General features: G+C 53.8%; 19 protein-coding genes. 6 read left to right on the forward strand and 13 right to left on the reverse strand.

Features of this window, described 5'->3' with window-relative positions:
* Position 1: 1 nt before the first annotated feature.
* The 6 genes from ACQE32_RS14015 to ACQE32_RS14040 form a co-directional block, all read right to left on the reverse strand.
* Positions 2–307, reverse strand: coding sequence for a DUF883 family protein (locus ACQE32_RS14015; RefSeq protein ID WP_085069951.1), 306 nt, complete (start codon positions 305–307; stop codon positions 2–4).
* A 42-nt stretch (positions 308–349) separates the two neighbouring features.
* Positions 350–721 (reverse strand): DUF1090 domain-containing protein, encoded by a 372-nt coding sequence (locus ACQE32_RS14020; RefSeq protein ID WP_157130164.1) that lies wholly within the window; start codon positions 719–721, stop codon positions 350–352.
* A gap of 185 nt (positions 722–906) precedes the next feature.
* Entirely contained in the window at positions 907–1281 is a 375-nt protein-coding gene (gene mzrA, locus ACQE32_RS14025) for an EnvZ/OmpR regulon moderator MzrA (protein WP_085069955.1), read from the reverse strand.
* Positions 1281–1958, reverse strand: a complete 678-nt coding sequence (locus ACQE32_RS14030; protein WP_426973316.1) for a DedA family protein — start codon at positions 1956–1958, stop codon at positions 1281–1283. Before ACQE32_RS14030 ends, mzrA begins: the two co-directional genes overlap by 1 nt.
* A gap of 339 nt (positions 1959–2297) precedes the next feature.
* Positions 2298–3068 (reverse strand): transcriptional regulator ExuR, encoded by a 771-nt coding sequence (gene exuR / locus ACQE32_RS14035; protein ID WP_426973317.1) that lies wholly within the window; start codon positions 3066–3068, stop codon positions 2298–2300.
* A gap of 161 nt (positions 3069–3229) precedes the next feature.
* Positions 3230–4534, reverse strand: a complete 1305-nt coding sequence (locus tag ACQE32_RS14040) for an MFS transporter (RefSeq protein ID WP_426973319.1) — start codon at positions 4532–4534, stop codon at positions 3230–3232.
* A 421-nt stretch (positions 4535–4955) separates the two neighbouring features.
* Between ACQE32_RS14040 and uxaC the strand changes: the two genes are divergently transcribed.
* From uxaC to ACQE32_RS14055, 3 genes are read left to right on the forward strand one after another with little or no spacing between them, the layout of a single operon-like run.
* Positions 4956–6365 carry a glucuronate isomerase gene (gene uxaC, locus ACQE32_RS14045; protein WP_426973320.1) on the forward strand — a complete coding sequence of 470 codons (1410 nt, stop codon included), beginning with the start codon at positions 4956–4958 and terminating at the stop codon, positions 6363–6365.
* A 14-nt stretch (positions 6366–6379) separates the two neighbouring features.
* Complete coding sequence (locus ACQE32_RS14050; RefSeq protein WP_426973322.1) at positions 6380–7825, forward strand: tagaturonate reductase; 1446 nt, start codon at positions 6380–6382, stop codon at positions 7823–7825.
* A 12-nt stretch (positions 7826–7837) separates the two neighbouring features.
* The gene (locus ACQE32_RS14055) at positions 7838–9328 is read left to right on the forward strand and encodes a UxaA family hydrolase (RefSeq protein ID WP_427021953.1); all 1491 of its coding nucleotides are present in this window, start codon (positions 7838–7840) and stop codon (positions 9326–9328) included.
* Positions 9329–9388: 60 nt separating this feature from the next.
* Here the strand turns inward: ACQE32_RS14055 and sstT are convergent, their stop codons facing one another.
* The 3 genes from sstT to ACQE32_RS14070 form a co-directional block, all read right to left on the reverse strand.
* A complete protein-coding gene (gene sstT / locus ACQE32_RS14060; RefSeq protein ID WP_427021954.1) occupies positions 9389–10627 on the reverse strand; it encodes a serine/threonine transporter SstT in 1239 nt (412 codons plus the stop codon).
* 243 nt (positions 10628–10870) lie between these two features.
* Positions 10871–11848, reverse strand: a complete 978-nt coding sequence (locus tag ACQE32_RS14065) for a TerC family protein (RefSeq protein WP_426973328.1) — start codon at positions 11846–11848, stop codon at positions 10871–10873.
* Positions 11849–12108: 260 nt separating this feature from the next.
* Positions 12109–13101, reverse strand: a complete 993-nt coding sequence (locus tag ACQE32_RS14070; RefSeq protein ID WP_426973329.1) for a Gfo/Idh/MocA family protein — start codon at positions 13099–13101, stop codon at positions 12109–12111.
* Positions 13102–13259: 158 nt separating this feature from the next.
* Between ACQE32_RS14070 and ACQE32_RS14075 the strand changes: the two genes are divergently transcribed.
* On the forward strand, positions 13260–14945 hold the full coding sequence (locus tag ACQE32_RS14075) for a chloride channel protein (protein WP_426981862.1): 1686 nt from the start codon (positions 13260–13262) through the stop codon (positions 14943–14945).
* Here the strand turns inward: ACQE32_RS14075 and ACQE32_RS14080 are convergent.
* A complete protein-coding gene (locus tag ACQE32_RS14080) occupies positions 14942–15445 on the reverse strand; it encodes a M48 family metallopeptidase (protein ID WP_427021955.1) in 504 nt (167 codons plus the stop codon). The genes ACQE32_RS14075 and ACQE32_RS14080 overlap by 4 nt on opposite strands.
* 85 nt (positions 15446–15530) lie before the next feature.
* On the opposite strand from ACQE32_RS14080, the gene rlmG reads away from it, so the two are divergent.
* Complete coding sequence (gene rlmG, locus ACQE32_RS14085; RefSeq protein WP_427021956.1) at positions 15531–16649, forward strand: 23S rRNA (guanine(1835)-N(2))-methyltransferase RlmG; 1119 nt, start codon at positions 15531–15533, stop codon at positions 16647–16649.
* A gap of 15 nt (positions 16650–16664) precedes the next feature.
* On the opposite strand, the gene ACQE32_RS14090 is transcribed toward rlmG, so the two are convergent.
* Positions 16665–18680, reverse strand: a complete 2016-nt coding sequence (locus ACQE32_RS14090; protein WP_427021957.1) for an FAD-dependent oxidoreductase — start codon at positions 18678–18680, stop codon at positions 16665–16667.
* A 184-nt stretch (positions 18681–18864) separates the two neighbouring features.
* The gene (locus ACQE32_RS14095; protein WP_426981858.1) at positions 18865–22428 is read right to left on the reverse strand and encodes an ATP-binding protein; all 3564 of its coding nucleotides are present in this window, start codon (positions 22426–22428) and stop codon (positions 18865–18867) included.
* A 518-nt stretch (positions 22429–22946) separates the two neighbouring features.
* On the opposite strand from ACQE32_RS14095, the gene ACQE32_RS14100 reads away from it, so the two are divergent.
* Positions 22947–23648, forward strand: a complete 702-nt coding sequence (locus tag ACQE32_RS14100) for a response regulator (RefSeq protein ID WP_426973339.1) — start codon at positions 22947–22949, stop codon at positions 23646–23648.
* A gap of 75 nt (positions 23649–23723) precedes the next feature.
* Here ACQE32_RS14100 and ACQE32_RS14105 read toward each other — a convergent pair whose 3' ends face one another.
* Complete coding sequence (locus ACQE32_RS14105; RefSeq protein WP_426973340.1) at positions 23724–24440, reverse strand: polyphenol oxidase family protein; 717 nt, start codon at positions 24438–24440, stop codon at positions 23724–23726.
* Positions 24441–24699 lie beyond the last annotated feature (259 nt).

The following is a 24699-nucleotide window of genomic DNA, read 5'->3' on the forward strand; positions in this document are numbered from 1 at the left end:
ATTAACGACGCGAAATCAGCATGCCGATGGCCAGCCCGATGGCTGCGCCAATCCCTACGCCGTGCCAGGGATTTTCACGCACGTAATCATCAGCGTGGCTCACCGCTTCACGGGTCGTCTGCGACAGGCGGTCGCCGGTTTCACCGAGACGCAGGCGCGACTCATCCAGCGCGGCACGCGCTTTGCTACGCAGTTTATCCATTTCTGATTTTGATTTATCGGTGGAATGGCTAAGCACTTCTTCCAGCGTATCCGCCAGATTCTTTAGCTCGGCGCGCAGGTGTTCTGACGTAGTATCTTTTGACATGAAACACTCCTTTATTCTCAGGCAATGTACGCTGTAAATGGGTTACCAGGGAGCAGACTGAAGCGCTTTAAGCTCTTCGCGTTCTTCCTGTAATTTTCGTTGGCGTTTAGCGATTTTTTCCTTATCGCCATCTTCTTCGGCATCTTTTAAATCTTGCTCTCGCTCTGCCACTTCCCGCTTTTTCGCGTTGATGTTTTCCTGATGAGCCGCTTTGAGCTTTTCATCAGTGCAGCTGGCGCGGACTTCCGTCAGAGCGCGCTCAAGACCGTTCACCCGGCGTTGATTATCATGTTGTTTAGCAACTGCGATCTCATGCTCAATGTTTTTCTCTTTCTGCAAACAGAGTACGCCAGCGGCGTGGGTAAAGCCGGAAAGGGAAAAAAGAGCCAGAAAAAGCGAGGTACGAAATTTCATCCGATCATGACCTTCCATTGTTAAATTCAGCCGTTTCCTGTGAACGGTAAAGATGCAGCAGCTATAAGGCTGGCAGCCATGCCGCCTCATAACCTTTTGTAAGAATAGACACTCTTTCCGGAAAGCTCAAAAGTGTTGAGGAAGAAAGCCTGTTTTGGGAACAGGAATGACGCTGTGGAACGGGGTTAACCTACAGATTGCGGGCGCAGCGAGATCTTATTCAGCCAGCCACCGCTGTTTTCCATCTGAGCGATATCAAACCCATGCGGCAGAATTTTAAGCAGGGCACGCTGTGCCGCCAGGCTCTGTTCCTGCGACTCAAAGCGCAAAACCAGCGAATCCTGGGCGGGCGTAATGCTTTTTACCTGAATCCCCTGGGCGTTAAGCCGCTGCCAGACATAAAATCCATCCGGCAAGGTCACGCCCTGTTCGGCAGCGCGAATTTGCAGGGCGTTCTCATGGCGAAACAGGGCCGGTACCAGCGCAAAGGTAATGATCGCCAGTAATCCAACCAGCAGCCAGCGCAGCGGCTGGCGTAAAAGAGGCTGTAACCATTGCATTATGGTTGACCTTTTTGCTTGCCGTTACTGTTCCGTTTACGCCACAGTACCACCAGCGAGCCTACCAGCCCAAACACCAGCAGCACCAGCGGCAACAGCATCAGGCAGAACATCAGTTCATCTTCATAGCGGCGGAAGATCGGCGTTTTACCCAGCGCAAAGCCCATCACCGTCAGGATCAACACCCACAAAAAGCCGCTCATCCAGTTAAAGAACTGAAAGCGCGCGTTGCTCAGACCGGAAAGGCCGGCGATGGTGGGCAGCAGCGTACGAACGAAAGCGATAAAGCGACCAATTAACAGCGCAGAGAGGCCGTGGCGGTGAAACAGCTGATGGGCGCGCTGATGATATTGCGCAGGCAAATGGGATAGCCAGTTTTGCACCGTAGGCGTATTGCCCAGCCATCGCCCCTGAATATAGCTAACCCAGCAGCCAAGGCTGGCTGCGGTGGTAAGGATAAACAGGGTAAGCGGAAAATTCATTGTGCCTTTGGCTATCAGCACGCCCACCAGAATAAGCAGGCTGTCGCCGGGAAGAAAGGCTGCGGGAAGCAGGCCATTCTCCAGAAACAGAATCATAAACAGTACGCCATAAATTGCCCAGACCAGCGTCGGATCGGCCAGGGTCTCAAAATCTTGTTGCCATAATGCTTGCAACAGCGCTTTTAAAATATCCATTCATTGTTCCTGAACTTCATTGTTAACACTGGCTCATCGATAAAGAGGCCGGGAGGGCGGATGGGTCGTTTTTGTTAATTGTAGTCGCCGCTACCGCAGGCCAGGTAATCGCCTTTTTGCCTGGATGGCTGATAAAAAACGATACATTCTTCTTTCCCGCCGCGAAAGGGTAAGAAAAGGTGGATAACTGTAACAAAATCCACCCTGACGAGACAGGGAAAGTTACCACTGACTAAAAGTTTTACCGTTGAAAATCACTGGCTGAAAGGAGCTTTACACTGGCTGACACTAAAGTAAATTAGCTGACTTTAGACGCTTTGTTAGCCAAAGCGTCTGTTTTTAGCGGGAAGAGGAGGTATCGGGCAGGATAACCGGGTTTTCGGCAAACATATAACGGTCAACGTTGAACTCAAAATCGTCGGTTGTGGCGTTAAATAACATCTGGCGGGTATTTTCCAGATGCTGCCACATCGCCAGCTTGGCGGCGGCCGGATCTTTACGCATTAACGCTTTCAGAATCATATCGTGGTCGTTGCACCAGCTGCCAATAGCGCGTTCATCTATATGTTCATGCAGCTTTAGCCAGTAAGGATTATGCGTGCGGTGCAGCCACATTTTTTCCACAATCGCCGCCAGCGCGCTATTTTGCGTCGCCATGGCGATTTGTACATGAAAACGCATATCCCATTCGGAATCGCGAAAGCGATCTTCTTTGCGCGCCTCCTGCTGGATCTCCATAAGCTGCACAATGTCCTGCCTGGTCACACGCGTCGCGGCGAATTCCGCCACGTTACTTTCAATAAGCTGACGCGCCTGTAGCAGTTCAAAAGGGCCGAAATTCGCAAACTCCAGCTGGCTGTTGGTGATAATGCGCGGGTTCTGCTGGCTGGAAATAACATGAATGCCGGAACCCTTGCGCACTTCCACGTAGCCTTCCACCTCCAGCATAATGATCGCCTCACGCACCACGGTGCGGCTGACCTGCATCTCTTCAGCGATTAAACGTTCTGCTGGTAGCTTATCGCCAACCTGATACTGCCCCGATTCAATGCGATTTTTTAGCTCTGAGGCCAGCTGTTGATAAAGACGACGCGGTTCGCTGATTTCCATAATCCATTTCCTGCTGGTGTGTTCTGTAAGTTGTTATACCACTTAGCGGCATGAAGGCCAATCACTCCAGAGGGTAAGAAGAGGGAAATGCGTTGTTGGTCAACCAAGAAAGAAGGGGGGAACAGAGAGGCGCGCATCTGGCGATGCACGCCCTGAAGCAACTAACTACGTACCGGCTCGGCAGCAGGCGCGGCAGGCGTCTGCGCCAGTTCGGCGGCCGGTTTGTTTTTCAGCACTGTCCAAATCACTAACGCACCCAGCAGATCGAATACCGCCAGCGCAGCAAACAGCGGGCTGAAGCCCAGCGTATCGGCCAGCGCGCCAACCACCAGCGCAAACATGGTGCTGGCGGTCCAGGCGGCCATGCCGGTCAGCCCGTTGGCTGTAGCCACCTCATTACGACCAAACACATCAGAAGAGAGCGTAATCAGCGCGCCGGAAAGCGCCTGATGTGCAAAGCCGCCGACGCACAGCAGGGCAATCGCCACGTAGGGACTGGTAAACAGGCCAATGGTGCCGGGCGCTATCATCAATACCGCGCCCATTGTTACTACCAGCTTGCGTGAAACAATCAGGTTAACGCCAAACAGCCGTTGAAATAGCGGAGGCAGGTAGCCGCCAACAATGCAGCCGAGATCGGCAAACAGCATCGGCATCCAGGCAAACATGGCGATCTCTTTCAGATTAAAGCCGTAGGTTTTGAACATAAACAGCGGGATCCAGGCATTGAAGGTGCCCCAGGCGGGTTCCGCCAGGAAGCGAGGCAGGGCAATGCCCCAGAACTGGCGGTTACGCAGGATCTGGCCGGCGCTCATTTTTTTGCCGTTGTCGAGCTGATGGTGCGATTCCTGACCGGAAAGAATATAGTCGCGCTCGCTATCACTGAGTTTTTTCTGCTGCCTGGGATGTTTATAAAATACCAGCCAGCAAAGCGCCCAGATCAGGCTGAGGACGCCGGTAATAATAAACGCCATTTGCCAGCTATGGGCGACGATAGCCCATACCACCAGCGGCGGCGCAACCATTGCGCCAATCGAGGAGCCAACATTGAAATAGCCCACCGCAATAGAGCGCTCTTTTGCCGGAAACCATTCGCTGCTGGCTTTCAGGCCGGCGGGGATCATGGCCGCTTCGGCGGCACCCACGGCGGCACGCGCAATCGCCAGACCGCCCCAGCTGTTTGCCAGTGCGGTTGCGGCGCAGAAGATTGCCCACATAATCGCAAACACGGCATAGCCGACCTTGGTGCCAAGGATATCGAGAATGTAACCGGCCACCGGCTGCATAACGGTATAGCAGGCAGAGTAGGCGGCTACGATATAAGAGTATTGCTGCGTGGTGATATGAAGCTGTGCCTCAAGCGTTGGCGCTGCTACGGCAATGGCGTTACGTGTCAGGTAACCCAGCACGGTACCGATGGTCACCAGACCGATCATATACCAGCGTAGCCCTTTTATTTTACGCATGTCATACCTCTTCCAGTTCTGTTTGCGGCTGTGCCGCTGTTGTTTTTTATTGCGGGTCTGCCGCGGTCAACTGCGTACAGAAAGCATCCGTGAGCAAGACCTTGCCTTTGCCCTTTTCCATTCCTTACCTGTGAGAGAAATTTCTGCTCATCAAAATCTGACCGGCAGACGATAACTTGTCATACCGATTTAAAAGTTGAATGCCATCACAAAACCCATTTTTGCAATGTGGGATACTCAAACCCAAGAAATGTCAGGTGATTACTGGCTTGCAAGGCAGTTGGCCGTCAACCAACGGGCGCGACGTTGTCTGATATGTGAGCTGTATCGCAAAATAATCGCTGCTATCGCTTTAATTGGTATGATAACTTTTTGTCATCAGGTGAACGCATCGATAACGTTCATGTAAAAGGAGATCGGAATGTCCCGTTTTATGACCGAAGATTTTTTGCTGGATAGTGAGTTTGCCCGCCGTCTGTATCATGACTACGCGGCCGATCAACCGATCTTTGATTACCACTGTCACCTGCCGCCGCAGCAGATCGCTGATAACTATCGCTTTAACAACCTGTACGACATCTGGCTTAAGGGCGATCACTATAAATGGCGCGCCATGCGCGCTAACGGCGTGCCGGAAGCGCTTTGCACCGGCGATGCCAGCGATCGTGAAAAATTTAACGCCTGGGCACGCACCGTTCCGCATACCATCGGCAATCCTCTTTACCACTGGACGCACCTTGAGCTGCGCCGTCCGTTTGGCATTACCAATGTGCTGTTGTCAGAAAAAACCGCCGATCGCATCTGGGACGAGTGCAACGCATTGTTGGCGCAGGATGACTTTAGCGCACGCGGCATCATGCAGCAAATGAACGTACGAATGGTGGGGACCACCGATGATCCGGTAGACGATTTACAGCATCATCATCGCCTGGCGCAGGACGAAAGCTTCACCATTAAGGTGTTGCCGAGCTGGCGTCCTGATAAAGCATTCAATATCGAAGCCGAAGGCTTTGCTGACTATATGCATAAGCTTGGCGCCGTCGCGGATACCGATATCCGCCGCTTTGAGGATTTACGCCGTGCGTTAAGCAAGCGCCTCGATCATTTTGCCGCGCACGGCTGCAAGGTTTCCGATCATGCGCTGGATGTGGTGCTGTTTGCCGAAGCGGACGATGCCACGCTGGATGAGATTCTGGCGCGTCGCCTGCAGGGAGCGCAGCCTTCGGAACAGGAGATAGCGCAATTTAAAACCGCAGTGCTGGTATGGCTGGGCGCAGAGTACGCCCGTCGCGGCTGGGTGCAGCAATATCATATCGGTGCGCTGCGCAATAATAACCGCCGTCAGCTGCAGCTGCTGGGGCCGGACGTCGGTTTCGACTCCATCAATGATCGTCCGCTGGCTGAGCCGCTGGCGCGTCTGCTTGATGCGCAAAACCGCAATAACGCCTTACCGAAAACCATTCTTTACTGCCTCAACCCGCGCGACAACGAGGTGCTGGCGACGATGGCCGGCAATTTCCAGGGTGAGGGCGAGCCAGGCAAGATGCAGTTTGGTTCCGCGTGGTGGTTTAACGATCAGCTGGATGGCATGCAGCGTCAAATGACGCAGCTGGCGCAGATGGGTCTGCTGAGCCGCTTTGTCGGCATGTTAACCGATAGCCGTAGCTTCCTTTCTTACACGCGTCATGAATATTTCCGTCGTCTGCTCTGCCAGATGATTGGGCGCTGGGTAGAAAACGGCGAAGCGCCGGCGGATATCGATCTGTTGGGCAACATGGTGAAAAACATCTGCTTCAACAATGCCCGCGACTATTTTGGCATTGAGCTTTAATCCGGGGAAATGTCATGCAAACACTGAATCGCAAAAATTTTCCTGGAGCGCAATATCCAACCCGCATCATCCAGTTTGGCGAGGGTAACTTTCTGCGCGCCTTTATCGACTGGCAGATCGATCTGCTTAACGCCCACAGCGATCTGGCTGCGGGCGTAACGGTCGTCAGGCCGATCGATCGTCAGGTCGACTATACGCTTAACCATCAGGACGGACTTTATACCGCCCTGATCCGTGGGCTGAATGCGCAGGGGGAGGTGGTGAGCGAGCCGCGCCTGATCCGCTCGATAAACCGCGAGATCCAGCCGTATCGGCAGTTTGATGAATTTATCGCGCTGGCGCAGGACGCGCATATTCGCTTTATGTTTTCCAATACCACCGAAGCGGGCATCGCTTTTAACGCCGACGATCGGTTGGAAGATCGCCCGGCGCGCTCGTTCCCTGGCAAGGTTGCCCAGCTATTGTGGGCGCGCTGGCGGCATTTCTCCGGCGCGGCGGATAAGGGCTGGATCATCCTGCCCTGCGAGCTGATCGATAATAACGGCGACGCGCTGCGCGAACTGGTGCTGCGCTATGCCGAGTGCTGGCAACTGCCAGCGGATTTCAGCGCCTGGGTGAAGCAGCACAATATTTTCTGCAACACGCTGGTGGATCGCATCGTTCCCGGCTATCCGGCGGCAGAGGCTGAAGCGCTGTTTGTGGAGCTTGGCTACCGCGATCCGATGCTGGTGGCGGGTGAGGTGTTTTACCAGTTTGTGATTCAGGGCCCACAGCAGGTAGCCGATGAACTGCGGCTGTCGGCGCTGCCGCTTAATGTCCGGCTGGTGGAAGATATCAAGCCGTGGAAAGAGCAGAAAGTGGCGATCCTTAACGGTGCGCATACGGCGATGGTGCCGGTAGCCTGGCTTTCCGGGTTGGGTACCGTCGGCGAGGCGATGAGCGATAATGGCATTGCACATTTTATCGATGCCATGCTGCGCGAAGAGGTGATCCCAACGCTGGATCTGCCTGCGGAGGATCTTCACCGCTTTGCGGATGCGGTGCAGGGCCGTTTCCGCAATCCTTTTATTCACCATCAGCTTTCGTCGATTGCCTTAAACAGCATGACTAAATTCCGCACGCGTCTGTTACCGCAGCTGCTGACCAGCTATCAGCAAAACAACCGCTGGCCAACGCGCATCACATTTGCGCTGGCGGCGCTGCTCGCTTATTACCGTGGCGAACGCGACGGCGAGCGTTATCCACTACAGGATGATGCGCGCTGGCTGGATCGCTTTGCCACGCTTTGGTCGCAGCAGGCGCAGGGCACTATCTCGCTGCCGCAGCTGGTTGCAACGGTGCTGAGCGATGAGCAGCACTGGGGAAGCGATCTCAGTGAGCAGCCTGGCCTGGTGGAGGCCGTTACCCAACACCTGCAAAACATCACCGCTCACGGCATGCGGGCGGCATTACCACAATGAGGAATACCGGCTATGCAACAAGCGATTAAAATAGCGCCGCGCGATAATGTCGCCGTTGCGCTCAGCGATCTGGACGAAGGTAGCGTGCTGACGCTGGAGCAAGTGACCGTCACGTTGCGTCAGCCGGTAGCCCGCGGACATAAGTTTGCGCTGCGGTCGATCGCCGTCGATGAACACATTATTAAGTATGGATTGCCAATCGGGCACGCCACGCAGCCGATCGCGGCGGGTGAGCATGTCCATGCGCAAAATGCGCGAACCAACCTCAGCGATCTGGACGAATATCAATATCAGCCCGATTTTATAACGCTGCCGCCGCAGGCCGCCGATCGCGACGTGCAGGTTTACCGGCGCGCTAACGGTGAAGTGGGGATTCGTAATGAGTTGTGGATCCTGCCGACCGTTGGCTGCGTCAACGGCATCGCCCGTCAGATCCTGCAGCGCTTTTTGCGTGAAAGCGACGACGCTGCCGGTATCGATGGCGTTCATCTGTTCAGTCATCCTTTTGGCTGCTCACAGCTCGGTCAGGATCATGAGAATACCCGCACCATGCTGCAAAATATGGTGCGCCATCCCAATGCCGGCGCGGTGCTGGTGATTGGTCTGGGCTGCGAGAACAATCAGGTTGATGCGTTTCGCGATACGCTGGGCGGCTATGATAGCGATCGCGTCAGCTTTATGATCTGCCAGCAGCAGGAAGATGAAGTCGAGGCGGGGCTGGAACGCCTGCATCAGCTTTATCAAACCATGCGCCACGATCGACGCGAGCCGGGAAAGCTAAGCGAGCTAAAATTCGGACTGGAATGCGGCGGCTCAGATGGTTTCTCCGGCATTACCGCCAACCCGCTGCTGGGACGTTTTTCCGATCGCATGATCGCTAACGGCGGAACCACGGTGCTGACCGAGGTGCCGGAGATGTTTGGCGCAGAACGTATTCTAATGAGCCGCTGTCGCGACGAGGCGACGTTTGAAAAAACGGTCGCGATGATCAACGACTTCAAACGTTATTTTATTGCGCATCAGCAGCCAATCTATGAAAACCCGTCGCCGGGCAATAAAGCGGGCGGCATTACCACGCTGGAAGAGAAATCGCTGGGCTGTACGCAAAAGGCCGGTCAAAGCCAGGTGGTGGATGTGTTGAAATATGGCGAACGTCTGCGTCAACCCGGGCTTAATCTGCTTAGCGCGCCGGGCAATGACGCGGTTGCTACCAGCGCGCTGGCGGGCGCGGGCTGTCATATGGTGCTGTTTACCACCGGGCGCGGTACGCCTTACGGCGGCTTTGTGCCAACGGTAAAAATCGCCACCAATAGTGAGCTGGCAGAACGTAAGCCGCACTGGATTGATTTCAACGCCGGTCCTCTGGTGCTGGACACGCCAATGGAAACGCTGCTGGAGCACTTTGTTGATTATATCGTTGAGGTGGCGAACGGCAGGCAGACCAACAATGAACGCAACGATTTCCGCGAGCTGGCGATCTTTAAAAGCGGGGTCACGCTGTAAAAGAGGCGGCCTGATGGCCGCCTCTGTAATTGCGCTTTTTTGCTCAGAAACCCTCAGCGGTCAGCTAAGGCTCTTTGATGCAGTGCGCTGTTCTTCCGCCTGACAAACGGCAGCGGTAAACAGAATATCGGTGGATGAGTTCAGTGCGGTTTCCGCTGAATCCTGTAATACGCCGATAATAAAGCCAACCGCCACTACCTGCATGGCGATGTCATTAGGAATGCCAAACATATTACAGGCCACCGGAATCAGCAGCAGCGAGCCGCCAGCCACGCCGGATGCGCCACAGGCACACAGTGAAGCGACCAGGCTGAGCAGTACGGCTGTGAGCACATCAACCTGAATGCCCAGCGTATTTACCGCCGCCAGCGTCAACACGGTAATGGTAATGGAAGCGCCCGCCATACTAATGGTTGCACCCAGCGGGATGGAGACCGAATAGGTATCTTCATCCAGATTCAGCCTCTTCGCCAACGCCATATTCACCGGAATATTGGCTGCCGAGCTGCGGGTGAAGAAAGCGGTCACGCCACTTTCACGCAGGCAGGTAAACACCAGCGGATAGGGGTTGCGGCGGATTTTCCACCATACCAGCAGCGGGTTAAACACCAGCGCCATCAGCAGCATACAGCCAATCAGCAGGGTAAGCAGATGCGCATAATTCCACAGCGCGGAGAAGCCAGTTGACGCCAGAATCGAGGCAACCAGACCAAAGATGCCCAGCGGCGCGCAGCGGATCACCATGCGTACCACCCAGGTCACTGCATGGGAGGCATCACTAAGCAGTTGCCGGGTATTGTCGCTGCTGTGGCGAAATGCAATGCCCAAGCCAATTGCCCAAACCAGGATGCCAATATAGTTAGCGTTCATTAAAGCAGTAAATGGATTCGCAACCATGCTCATTAGCAGGCCGTTTAATACCTCAGCGATGCCGGATGGCGGGGTAATTTCCGTTTGCACCGCGCTCAGGGTCAGCATCTGCGGATAGAAATGACTGCAAACCACCGCGACTACTGCCGCAAAGAAAGTGCTTAACAGATACAGCAGGATGATCGGGCGGATATTACTTTTTTGCCCATGTCGGTGATTAGCAATTGAGGAGATGACCAGCACCAGCACCAGCAACGGCGCTACGGCTTTCAGGGCGTTAACAAAAAGCGAGCCGAGTAAGCCCACCGCCAGCGCTGCATCTTTGGAGAACCAGGCAAGCGCAATACCGGCCACCAGGCCTACCATAATTTGTTTTACCAGACTGCCGCCGAACAGACGCGCAATCAGCGTGGAAGAACTTTTTTCCATCGTGAGAACCAGTAATAGTTATTGTGGCCGTCGCCGCCTTATCAGACCACGAGCGGCATGAGTGTTTGCCTGGAGGAGTATAAGGAAATGCGTTGGCAGGAAAAGCAGAAATTATGGCTATCAGGGCGGGATCAACTTTTTTTGTTTCTGTTTATTGGAATTGTGACAGTGATTCCAATTGCTCGATGTTGTTTGAGCGGAATAATTAACGGGGCGCTAAGCGCCCCGCAGCATATTAATTTGTTACTCTGCTTTGCTTATTTTATTGCGATCGTTTCGGTGATTAACCCAGGCGTTGATCAACAGCGTCAGGCCAAGGATGGACCCAACCACAGTCAGTGAAACTGAAACCGGAATATGCCAGATATCAACAATCAGCATCTTAATACCGATAAATACCAGCACAATCGCCAGGCCATACTTCAGCATAGAGAAGCGTTCTGCCACGCCCGCCAGCAGAAAATACATGGCGCGCAGGCCAAGGATCGCAAACAGGTTAGAGGTCAGCACAATAAAGGGATCGGTGGTAACGGCAAAAATGGCCGGGATACTGTCGACGGCAAAAATCACGTCGCTCAGCTCTACCATAATCAGTACCAGCAGCAGCGGCGTGGCATACAGCAGGCCGTTGCGACGAACGAAAAACTTCTCGCCTTCCAGATTATCCGTCATACGTAAATGACTGCGCAGCCAGCGCACCACCGGTTTATCACCCACGGAATTTTCATCTTCCTCTTTGCTGAACGCCATTTTGATGCCGGTAAGCAGCAGAAAGGCACCGAACAGATAGAGGATCCAGCTAAACTGAGTGACCAGCCAGCTACCGGCGAAAATCATAATGGTACGCAGGACAATGGCGCCCAGCACGCCGTAAATCAGCACCCGACGCTGATAGGCAGCCGGTACGGCGAAATAACCGAACAGCATCAGCCAGACAAAAACGTTATCCACGGCCAGCGCTTTTTCCAGTACATAACCGGTCAAAAAAGCCATGGTTTGGGTATTCGCCATTTCACGGCCGGCAGAGCCATCGAGATACCACCAAAAAGCGGCGGAGAAGAGCAGGGAAACAGAAACCCAGACCAGCGACCAGACTGCCGCTTGTTTAAGCGTCATGGCTTGTGCGCCGCGCCGTCCCTGTAAAAAGAGATCGATCGCCAGCATGATTAGCACGACAACGGCAAAGCTGCCCCAGAGTAACGGTGTGCCAACGGTTTGCATAAATAATATCCTGTCAGTAAACAAAAACGGCCAACGTCGGAAGACGTCAGCCGCGCTGTTTATCGCAAGCAAAACCCCGCCTTCCGGCAAGGTCTCACTTACAACGCAGAAATAATTCCGGGTTGCCCGATGACCGGATGCATAACGCATCGTAATGACGATCGATCGGCTAACAAGTTACTCCCCTTTGCTGCAAAGAAAGATAGAAGAGCACCAGTCAATAAGCAACGTATCTAAAGTAATATTTTGAAATATTTACACTAAGTGGATCTGATCGCTTTATCAGCCGGAAAAACCACACCGGTTTGCCGACGGATCTCTGACAACAGGCGCGCTGTGCTGCACGCCAACGACAATCCTGCATGCTCGACGTGCCGCTTAGCGACCAGCTCTGCGAAATGCTCAGCTTCATAACGCATCGTGTTACTGTGCTGCGCTGGCGTCAGATCCTGCGCTGCGCCGCCGCGAGGGATAAAGGTAATGCGTTGGACTTCAGAGAGTTTTTCTATCACCAGCGAGCCCGCCTCGCCCTGAATTTCGCTGGGAATATGCGAGTCGCTGACTTTGGAATGCAGCAGCGTGACATCGAAATCGCCGTAATGCATCAGCACCGCACCGTGCGCATCAACGCCGCTTGCCAGTAGTGCGGCCTGCGCCTGTACCCGTTGCGGCTCGCCCCATAGCGCCAGCGCGCTGGCCAGGCAGTAATAGCCAATATCCATAATGGAGCCGTTAGACCAGCGCGGATCGAAAGTATTGGGATGCTCGCCGTTCAGGTAACGCGGATAGCGGGAAGAGTACTGACAATAGTTGAACAGCGCCTTACGCAGCCTGCCAAGCTGCGGCAGGGCCTGTTGGATCACCTGAAAACCCGGCAGGCAGGCAGTTTTAAACGCTTCAAACAGCACCACCTGATTTTCAGCGGCGCAGGCGATCATCTGTTCAGCTTCCTGAAGAGTAGAGGCGAGCGGCTTTTCACAAATCACATGCTTGTTATGACGCATGAACAGCAGCGCCTGCTCACAATGCAGGGCATTAGGGCTGGCGATATAAACCGCGTCAATCTCAGCGCAGGCTGCCATCTGCTCCAGTGAGATAAAGAGGTGATCGGCCGGACAATCTTTAGCGAACGCCAATGCCTGTTCCAGCGTGCGCGAGTAAATGGCGGTCAGCTTCATGTTGCCGGTTTCATGGGCAGCCTTCACAAACTGCCGGGTAATCCAGTTAGTGCCTACAATAGCGAAGCGAATCATAAAAATTCTAACTCCTGAGCTTGAGTGCAGAAGGGCAGAGTAGCATGCGCGTTGGGTTGCGCTACGGCAAAGCGCTACTGCTGATTTGATCCTGCGATCCGCCTTCCAATATCATGGCTTCTTTCCTGGATGCAGGAACCGTAACAGAAGGATGCGATGTGAGCGTTAAACATGTTCTTAACTGGACCACTATTCTGGTCGCGATCCCGGTAGGCTGCGCGGCATCGCTGGTAACGCTGGGCTTCCGTCATCTGATTGAATGGATTAATCAATTGCTGTTTCATAGCGATCGCGATATTACCGTGGCGATGACCGTCTGGCCCTGGTACTGCTGGCCGCTGATTGTTGGGGCAGGCGGCGTTATTGCCGGTTTTTTTCTGCGCTATGCCGTCAGTCTCGAACAGCAGCAAATCAGTAAAACCGACTATCTGGATGTCATCAACGCCCGGCTGGATGCGGTGCCGACCAGAACTTCATTGTTTCGCGCGCTCTCATCAATTGCCAGTATTGGCAGCGGTGCCTCTATTGGTAAAGAAGGGCCGATGGTGCAGCTTTCGGCGCTGTGCGGCAGCCTGATGGGGCGTTTTTGCTTTAAATCGGTCGCTATCAATAACAGTGAAATTGTTGCGATGGCCGCCGCCGCCGGGCTGGCCTCGGTTTATCATGCTCCGCTGGCCTCGGCAATTTTCGTGGCGGAGATCGCTTTTGGCATCACGGCGCTGCAGCGGCTGATCCCGCTGATTATCGCGGCCGCCACGGCGGTCATGACCATGTGGTCGCTGGGGCTGCGCAATGCGCTTTATCCCTTTGCCGAGGTCGCGTTTCAGCTGGATCCGACCACGCTGCTGTTGACGGTTGCCGTTGGCCTGTTATCCGGCCTGCTTGGCTGGCTGCTGATTAAAATGATCGGCCACAGCAGGCAGCTTTTTTCTCATGTTCGGTCGCTGCCGCTGCGTCTTGGATTAGGGGGAGTGCTGGTGGGCACGCTGGCGCTGGTTTCCACCGATATCCTTGGCAACGGCTATGAAGTGATCGTGAAGATTATGGCCGGACACTATCTGCTGCCCGCGCTGCTGCTGCTGCTGGCATTGAAGATGAGCGCAACGGCGTTGTCGGTGGGCTCAAATGCGGTAGGCGGATTATTTACGCCCTCGCTATTGGTAGGGGCGCTATTGGGCGTAATCATCGCTACGCTGGCGCGACAGGCCGGGCTGCCGGTAAGCAACACGCTGCTGTTTGCAGTGGTGGGCATGGGGGCAGTGCTGGCTGCGGTCAGTCAGGCCCCCCTGATGGCGATGCTGATGGTGCTGGAAATGACTTTAAACAGCAGCCTGCTGTTTCCGGTAATGATCGCTACCGTGCTGGCGGCAATGGTCGCCTGGCAGCTGCAGGCGACCAGTACCTATCCCGTGGTAACGCAGCATTTTAATCGCGCTGATGCCAAGCTCGATTTTGATAACAGTATCATCGAGCAGCTGATTGTACCCGGCGCCGCGCTACAGCCGCATGAATCGGTAGGGCGCGCGCTGGCGGTCAGCTCGCTGAAAAAAGAGCGCTATGTCTATGTAATTAACGACCTGGAGCATTTTCTTGGCGTGGTTTCGATTCACGATATTTCGCGCAAAATTCTCGATCATGAAATTACGCTCGATTCGCCGGTGATTCTGGTGATGGATGCACAGTTTCCCTGTGTGTTCCGCAATCAAACGGTGCGCGAGGGATGGGAAGCTTTTGCACAGGTCACGCTGGAGCGTCTGCCGGTATTAAATAATCCACAGGATCGTAAATATCTTGGCGTATTGACCAAAACCAGCCTGATTAGAAAGGCGAAAGCGTTTATTTAATCGGCGTTGCCCAACTGAGCCTGATGAGTTAGCCACAGTCGGGTATCGAACTCCAGTTGATGATAATCTGGCTCCATGTGGCAGCAGAGCTGGTAAAACGCTTTGTTGTGCTCTTTCTCTTTGATATGCGCCAGCTCATGCACCACGATCATGCGCAGAAAGGCTTCCGGTGCCTGGCGGAACAGCGTGGCAACACGAATTTCCGCCCGCGCTTTCAGCTTGCTGCCCTGCACCTGTGAGACGGCGGTATGCAGGCCAAGCGCATGTTTTATGACGCGGATTTTACTGTCATAGATCACTTTATTCAGCGGCGCGGCGTTGCGTAAATAGCGGTTTTTAAGCGCCTGCGTATAGTCATACAGCGCTTTGTCACTGGTGATATTGTGCATGGCGGGATAGCGCTGTTGTAGCACTTCGCCAAGGCGCTGCTGATCAATAAGGGTCTGGACCTGGCGCAGCAGCGTTTCAGGATAGCCCTGCAGATAAATTAACGACGACATGACGCGGCTCGAATAAAAAGGCAGTATACTGCGCCCCCCGCTTTCGGGGCGAAAAGATGCGCAATAGTACCACGCCGAGGAATCCATGAGCCAATTAGAACTGAGCCAACGCACGCTGACCTTACACCGCTTCCCGCGTATGCAGGAAGAAAACCCACTCCAGGCGTGGGATTCGGCCGATGAGTATCTGTTGCAGCAAACGCTGCCGGAGCAGGGACCACTGCTGGTATTTAACGACAGCTTTGGCGCACTCGCCTGCGCGCTGGATCGCCCACTCTACAGCATTAATGATTCATGGATTAGCCAGCAGGCGACGCGTCAAAATCTGCGTGACAACCTGCTGGATGAGGATCGGGTGACCCTGCTTGACAGCATGGCACCGCTGCCTGCTGCCCCCGCCTGCGTGCTGATTAAAATCCCCCGCACGCTGGCACTGCTGGAGCATCAGCTGCGTCAGCTGCGTGAAGTGGTGACGCCGGAAACCGTTATTATTGCCGGTGCGCGCGCGAAAGATATCCATACCTCTACGCTGCAGCTGTTTGAACGTATTCTTGGCCCAACGAAAACCTCGCTGGCGTGGAAAAAAGCGCGCCTGGTTTACAGCACTTTTGCCGCGCCGGAACTCAAGCCGCAGGCGGAGACGCTGAGCTGGCCGCTGGATGGCACCGCGTATCAGATTCATAATCATGCCAACGTCTTTTCCCGCAGCGGGCTGGATATTGGCGCGCGTTTCTTTATGCAGCATCTGCCGGATAATATCACCGGCGAGATTGCTGATCTTGGCTGCGGAAACGGCGTGATTGGCCTGCTGGCGCTGGAGATGAATCCACAGGCGGAAGTGCATTTCATTGATGAATCCTGGATGGCGATCGCTTCCAGCCGCATGAACGTTGAGCTTAACCGTCCGCAGGATATGGCGCGCAGCCATTTTCAGGTCAATAACGCGCTGAGCGGTTTTCCGGCCGATCGTCTGCATGCGGTGCTCTGTAATCCTCCTTTCCATCAGCAGAGCGCAGTGACCGATCATATCGCCTGGCAGATGTTCCGGGACGCGCGCCGCTGCCTGCAGTATGGCGGCGAACTGCGTATCGTTGGCAACCGCCATCTGGATTATTATCGCAAAATGAAAAAGCTGTTTGGCAACTGCACCACCGTGGCGTCAAATAACAAGTTTGTGGTGCTGCGCTCGGTAAAGCTGCGTTGAGATTGCCAGCGTGGATCAGATGGCCAGCGCCAGTTCCGTTCCCTGGGCGATAGCGCGGCGCGCATCCAGCTCCAGCGCCACATCCGCGCCACCGATAATATGCACTGGCTTACCTGCCGCCTGCAAGGGAACCGCCAGCGTCCGGTCAGGCTCCTGACCGGCGCAGATAATCACGTTATCCACCGCCAGCGTGAGCGGTTGGCCGTCGCGCAGGATATGCAGCCCCTCATCGTCAATGCGCTGATACTGCACATTGCCCCACATCTCTACGCCGCGCGCCAGCAGAGTGCTGCGGTGGATCCAGCCGGTGGTTTTCCCCAGCCCGGTGCCCGGCTTGCCCGCTTTGCGCTGCAGCAACCAAATCTGACGCGGGCTGCCGACGGGCTGCGGCGTGGTTAACCCGCCGCGCTGCTGCAGACTTTTATCGATCCCCCACTCCTGGCAGAAGGCATCAATATTCAGGCTGCTGGCATTATCGCTGTGGCTGAGATAGCTGGCGGTATCGAAGCCGATGCCGCCAGCGCCAATAATCGCAACGCGTGCACCCACCGGTTTTTTATCGCGCAGCACCTGCAGATAGTTCAGCACCTTGCTGTGCGATATGCCTTCAATCGCTGGCGTACGCGGCACGATGCCGCTGGCCAGGATCACCTCGTCAAAATCGTGCAGCATTTCCGCGTCGGCACGGCAGTTCAGGCGGGTCTCCACGTTGTAGCGCTGTAGCTGGGTACGGTAGTAACGCAGCGTTTCATTAAATTCTTCTTTGCCAGGGATCTGGCGCGCCACGTTAAACTGACCACCGATAGCGCTGGCGGCATCGAACAGTGTGACCTGATGGCCGCGCATGGCGGCATTTACCGCAAACGCCAGACCAGCGGGGCCTGCGCCAACTACCGCCAGCTTTTTCTGCTGGCGGGCGGGCGTCACCGGCATCAGTGTTTCATGACAGGCGCGTGGGTTAACCAGACAGGAAGTCACTTTGCCCGCAAAAATTTGATCGAGGCAGGCCTGATTGCAGCCGATGCAGGTATTGATCTCGGCAGCGCGGTTGGCCTGCGCCTTAGCGACAAAAGCAGCATCCGCAAGGAAAGGCCGTGCCATTGAGATCATATCCGCACAGCCCTCATCCAGCAGTTGCTGCGCTACCTCCGGCTGGTTGATGCGGTTGGTGGCGATCAGCGGCAGCGTCACATGCTGTCGCAGAAGGCGCGTGACCCAGCCGAAAGCAGCGCGTGGAACCGAGGTAGCGATGGTAGGAATACGCGCCTCATGCCAGCCGATACCGCTATTGATCAGCGTGGCTCCCGCCGCTTCGATAGCCTGCGCCAGCGCGATTGTTTCTTCCAGCGTATTGCCCTCCGGCACCAGGTCGAGCATCGACAGTCGATAAATAATAATGAAGTCAGGTCCGGTCGCAGCGCGTACCGCCTGCACAATGCGTACCGCAAAACGCATACGATGCGCAAAATCGCCTCCCCATTCGTCGCTACGTTGATTAGTGCGTAGCGTCAGGAACTGATTGATCAGATAGCCTTCCGAACCCATGATTTCCACGCCGTCATAGCCCGCCTGCTGGGCCAGCGTCGCACAGCGCGCAAAGTCCTCAATCAACTGCAAAATGGCCTCATGGCTCAGGGCCTGCGGCATAAAAGGATTAACAGGCGCCTGTAGCGGCGAAGGTGCTACCAGCGCAGGCTGATAGCTGTAGCGACCGGCATGCAGGATCTGTAAGGCGATTTTCCCATCGTGCTGATGCACCGCGTCGGTAATGATGCGGTGATGCGCCAGCTGCGTTTCAGCGTTCAGTACCGAACCGCCAGCAACCACCACCCCTTCCGGGGAAGGGGCTATGCCGCCGGTAACGATCAACGCTACGCCGCCCGCGGCGCGATCGGCATAAAAGGCGGCAAGCCGCGCTGCGCCGTCAGACCGCTCTTCCAGACCGGTATGCATCGATCCCATTAGCACACGGTTTTTTAGTTGGGTAAAGCCAAGATCGAGCGGATCGAAAAGCGATGGCGTGATCGACATAAAGCTACTCACCTGAATGTTAAATTATTATTAAGTGGTCGGATGAGTTGACTGTAGCGCTCAGGTTAAGAAAGAAAAGCGGCAGCGGGTCAGCCTGTGAGATACATCAAAAAAGTAGCGGGCCTGAAGCAAAACGCCTGCCCGACAAGCGGGGCAGACGTTTAAGACAGAGCCTGAGATCGGGTCAGTCGCGGTTTAACGATCGCAGCCGGGTAAGCAGCATGGCCTCCAGTACCTGCACTTCATTAATCACTTCCTGACACAGTTCATCAAGATGGACATCATCGCTTTCGCTGTCTTCTAACTGCTGGCACAGCTTTTCCAGCCGCACCGCATTAAGCAGGCGCGCTCCGCCTTTTAATGTATGGGCCAGGGTAATGATCTCAGCATGCTGATGACATTGCTGTAGCTGAATGATCAGCTGGCGATGGCTATCAATTGCGCTGGTAATTAGCCTGGCGCAGGCATCAGGATCAACATCGATCAGTTGCTCAAGCAGCCCGTTGCCCGGTACTGCGGGCGCGTTCACGTAAACAGAGGTAGAGATAAAGCTATGCAGGGTGTCGATATTCGCTGGTTTAAACAGGCAGCAATTCATACCGGCATCGATGCAGCGTTGCTGGATCGTCTTTTCTGCAGCGGCAGTCAGGCCAACGATCGGTACCGGCTGCAGCCCCAGTTCCGCTTCACGCTGGCGCAAAGTTTGGGCAAAGATAAAACCATCCATATCAGGAAGATTGCAGTCGGTAATGATTAAATCGATGGCGTTTCTCTGCTGCTCCCAACAAACCAGCGCCTCGCTGGCCCGCTCTGTTTCAATAACCTGATGGCCCAGATAGATCAGCTGCTGGGCCAGCAGCAGCCGGTTCGGGGCGTGATCTTCCACGATCAAAATGCGCATAACGCCGTCGCCCTGATGCTGTCCGTGGTTCTCGTTGACTGGCATATTTTCTTCGCATAGCGGCACACAAAAGCTAAAAATAAACACGGAGCCTGTACCCGACTCGCTCTCTACGCTGATTTCTCCGCCCAACAGATGTGCCAGATGGCGGCAGATACTCAGGCCGAGACCGGTTCCCGCCTGTTGGCTATGTCGATCGCCTACCTGAACAAAGGGATCGAAAATTTTATGCAACTCATGAGGGCTAATACCGCAGCCGGTGTCACTCACTTTCAGGATATAGCGGCCGCGCTTATTTGCCAGCTCGGCGGCGTCCGGTTGCTGATACAGCGTAATTTCTACCTTACCCGCATGGGTAAATTTCAGCGCGTTGCTCAGCAAATTAGCGACGATTTGATTAAACATGGTGGCATCAATCAGCACGCAGGGATGTACCACGCTGAGCGCTTTGCGAAAGAGCAGGCCGCGCGCTTCAGCTTTGCTGTGGAACAGAGCAAACAGCTGTTCCACAACCGTCACCAGGTTGGTGGGCATCGGTTCAGGCTCTAAAATCCCCGATTCAATTTTCGATAAGTCCAGTACATTACCGATCAGATTTTGCAGCGTAGTGGCAGCGTCATAAGCGGCTGTGATGTTCGGCCCAAGCGGTTGCGGCGAGCGCCGCATTTCCAGCTCCAGCAGGCCAATAATCGCATGTAACTGGGTGCGAATATCATGGCTGGTATTTGCCAGAAAGCGGCTTTTAAATTCGTTGGCGCGGTCGGCTTCCTCTTTGGCTTTTTCCAGGGCGGTAAGCAACTCATAGCGCTCGGTAATATCCAGCCAACCGCCAATAACGCCCACGATATTATCTGCATGATCGCGATAGGGCAGCGCCCAGTGCAACGCGTAATAGTCGCGCCCCTCATAATGCATGTTGAGATCCTGCACCAGAGGTTTTCCTTCTTCAAAGGTCTGTTGATAAATTTCCTGAAACCGTTGCCTGATAACAGACTCTGTTGGCAGCACATCAAGCGCTGTACCCAACAGCTGTTCACGTGGAATATGCAGGAAATCGACGTAGGCCTTGTTGCAATGCAGCAGGCGCATCTGTCGATCGCGGACATACATCACTACCGGCGACTCATCAAACAGCGTATTGGTAAAGGTTAACTGGTTTTTTAAGGTCTGTTCTGCACGGGTGCGCTCGCGGATAATGTGCTGCAGATGCCGGTTCCAGAGCAGGATCAGTAGGGCGAGCAGGCCGATCCCCAGCGTAATTTTAATAATGGTGCTGCGGTAATATTGCCAGTAATTATAAGTATCGACGTGACGGGCGTTTTGCCAGCGCAGCACGATTCTTTCCCGCGTGTCACGCGAAATGTCCAGCAGGGCTTTATCAATAATATGCATTAACTCCAGATTTTCAGTCTGGGTGGCCATAACGAAACGCGCAGGCTTGCTGTTCAGGGTGCGGCTGATCCGCAGATGACCGGCATACTGATTATTTAACTGATAATCGGCGATAATTTTGGGTTGAATAATGGCATCAACTTCGCCTCTCGCTAACAATTCAAAAGCCTGCTGCGCATTCTCCACGATACGTATTTTAGTGCCGGGATACTGTTGCTGTAGCCATTTGCGCACAGGACTACGTGCTTCTATCGCCAGCTTCCTGCCTGGCGACGCCGAAAGGGACCAGGCTGGATCGTTATTGTTTTTCTGCACCATTACCCATGGCGTAACGATATACGGGCGTGAATAAACAAGATGAGGATCGGGATGTTCCGGCTCCAGTTCTGCCAGCCGCAGCGCCAGAATATTATTATCCCTGGCGGCGAAAGGCTCAGGATAAACAAACTTCACGCCGGTGCGTTCACTAATCAGTTGCAGAAGCTCTGCTTCAATCCCGGCAGGCTGGTTATCATAATTGACCATTGAAAGCGGGGCGATGTTCCAGTTTGGCACCACGGGAATCACTGGATGTTGACGCAGCCAGATCTCATCCTCTGCATTGAGCTGTAACGGATTGGCTTTAAGCACAAACGTCGAGTCCAGCCCCCAGTTGGTGGCGATGCGCAGGCGGCCCGCCAGGGGTATCTGCTGCAGCGCGATATTAATTGCTTTAGCCAGCTGTGGCTGTGCTGCGGACACGCCAAAAGAGAGATTCATATCAGGAACCGAGCGGCTGGCGCTCAGGTTAATTCGACCGCTGTAGCCATAGCGCCGAATGAATTCGATGCTGGCAGCGCTGCCCCACATGGCATCTGCCTGACCGAAGGCAACGGCAGCCAGCGCCATTTCTGCATCGCGATAGTGCTTCAGGCGCGCGTTTGGAAAGTAGTGTTGCAGTTGCTGGCTAAAGCCAGGGGCTTCAGCCCAGGCCAGCACCGGCTGCATGGCGCTATTGAAGTTAACCGGGGCGCGCTCATTTTGGGCAATAATCGGACGATCCAGCAGCCAGGGTGGGGTAGCGATAATGCCGTCTTCGCCATAGAGATAGGGATTATAAAAAGCCAACATATCCAACTGCTGTTTTCTGAGCGCCTGGATTGCTTCCGCTGGCTTAGCGTAGGAGACGATCTGCAATTCAACATCCAGCATCTTTTGCAGGGCGCCAAGATAATCTGCAGCGATACCAGCGAATTTTCCTGGTTCCATATTGTTGTAAATAGGGGGATGCGGGGAACCCGGTACGCCAACGCGCAGCCGTTGTGGATAATTAAGCGTTTTTAATTCATTAAGCTGTTCTTTCGGCGGCAATACAATGTCGGTATGTACCTGTAGTTCTAATTGCGGCAATTGAGCGAGGGCAGGAAAATTAACAATAAATAAAACCAGGTAAAAATATAAAGTCCTTTTTATCATTAGCGTTATCCTGAGATTTTTATGTTGCAAAAATAAAACCTGGCGGGGAGTAACTTCTTATCTTGGTGTAGTTTTTATATGCGACTTTACTGAGTATAATAGGTTTTTTCCTGCGTAAAAAATAGATGATTTATCGTTTCGTTATTATTTTGAGACGTTTCTTGTATTAAGAAAAATTTTTTGTCATTCATTGAGTGCCGCGTCAGCACGAGAGAAACAGGCTATCAGTATGTTTTTTTTTATGCTAAAAATATCAGGAATTGTCTCAGGTCTCCATGCCTTGTTTAGGCCTCACGCCTACACGGCAAGCTGAGGATAGGGGCCTGGCATTAATCAGTTCCGTTATTTTTATGCGCGTCTGCTCAATCAAGGAAGGGTTAGAAAAGGCGTTTAATAACCAAGACGATAACGACAGATATTAATAACAATCAGGCCAAAACATTACGCCCGTTCTACAACAGCGCGTAACAAATTAATTTATGCGCTTATTCATCGATAATGATTCAAGGAGTGAAGAGATGACGAAAACGATCGCCCGGCCTTTACGGGTAGCGTTACTGGACGATCATCCCATGATTCGCACGGCATTTGAGATCTGCATAAACGCCGAGCCGGATATGATGTTGATCAAGGCTTTTGGCTCCAGTCAGCAACTGTTTACCGAACTGCCGGATTTACAGCTTGATGTATTAGTACTTGATTTCTTATTAGGCGAAAAAGAACTGGATGGCCTTGCCCTGGTCAAGCAGTTGCGTAATCACTATCCACGCTTAAATATTCTTATTTCTTCAGCGATGGAAAGCCCGGCGGTTGTAAAAATGGTGCTTAACGCAGGCGTGAAAGGCTTTATTGGTAAAAGCCAGGATATGAGTGAAATGATTCAGGCGATTCGGCAGGTCGGCTACGGGCGTCACTGGCTGTCACGTGATATGGCTTATGAGATTGAAGATTTATATGTGATCCACGAGGAACTGAGAAACCCGCTGGCAGGGAATAATCAAAAAGGCAGCCTGTATGAAAAGGTCAAGCTACTCAGCCCGCGTGAGGTGGAAGTTATCCGTTGTTTCCTTAACGGCATGAGCGTTTCTCAAATCGCCATTAAATTTAAACGCAGCCGTAAAACCGTTAGCGGGCAGAAACAGTCGGCCTTAAGAAAGCTGGGGCTGCGCTCTGACAATGAACTGTTTAAATACAGTAGTGATTTGCTGTCACGTTCCTGAGCCCGTTTTTCTGCGTTTACTTCTGGCGCTTAACAAACGACCACAACGCCAGTTTTACGCTTTACAAGGCTGCCGTTATGTCCGGCGCTGGATCCAGGAGTAACGCAAAGCGTATCCGTCAGAAAAATGCGCGTTTCGTCGATAGCTGGATTGCGGCTCAGCGCTGCAGTAAGTACATACCGGCAGCACCTCTATTTGGGCTGCCGGGATTTTCATATCCAGCAGCATTTGTCGTCCCAGCGCCGGAAGATCAAACCAGATCCCCTGGTTCTTTGCCTCTGCCTGAGGTCGTACCGCATGCGGATTTATGGGCTGGGTAGAAAACCATTGCGGCGCGGTAACACGCGGGTCGGAGGTTATCGTCCCCAGTACATCCTGTCCAAGCTCATAACAGCAGGGCGCAATGGCTGGACCAATCGCCACAAACAGGCTTTCAGGCGTAGCACCCAAAGCCAATAACCGATTCACCGCCGCAGGCAGCACGCCAGCCAACGCCCCTTTTAGCCCTGCGTGTACAGCTGCAACATGATACTGGCGCGTATCGGCAATCAGCACCGGCAGGCAATCTGCAGTATATACGGCCACAGGGCGTGAATCCGTAGCGATCACGCCGTCTGCTTCGCACTGCTTGCGCGGGAAAGCCTCTTCAGACATTACGATAGTAGGGCTATGTCGCTGATGACCACAGGCAGTCTCTTCTGGCGGTGCTATTCCCGCCGGCAAAAAAGCATGGTCCAGCCAGCCAAGCGAAGTGAGCAGAGCAGAGGTACGAACCGGAGCGGCGTTTTGCATAGAGCATCCTTACAGGGAATCAGCGACTGACCAGCGATATCCGTCATTAAACAGGATGAGGCTGGCCATGACTACCAGCAGCCTGATAAATTTTTTTCACTCTGTTAAGTAAATAAACGCAAATTCTTTACGGCAACAATGAATGTAATGATGCACCATAATAATGTTTGCCAACGCCGGTCTGATAAACGATTTATTAATTGCGTGCGTTATTATTTATCGCGCCTCAGACCAACAGGACCGGCGTTTATTAGGCTGT

Origin of the sequence: Pantoea sp. FN0302, from assembly GCF_050113775.1 — a bacterium.
GTDB classification, from domain to species: domain Bacteria; phylum Pseudomonadota; class Gammaproteobacteria; order Enterobacterales; family Enterobacteriaceae; genus Mixta; species Mixta alhagi.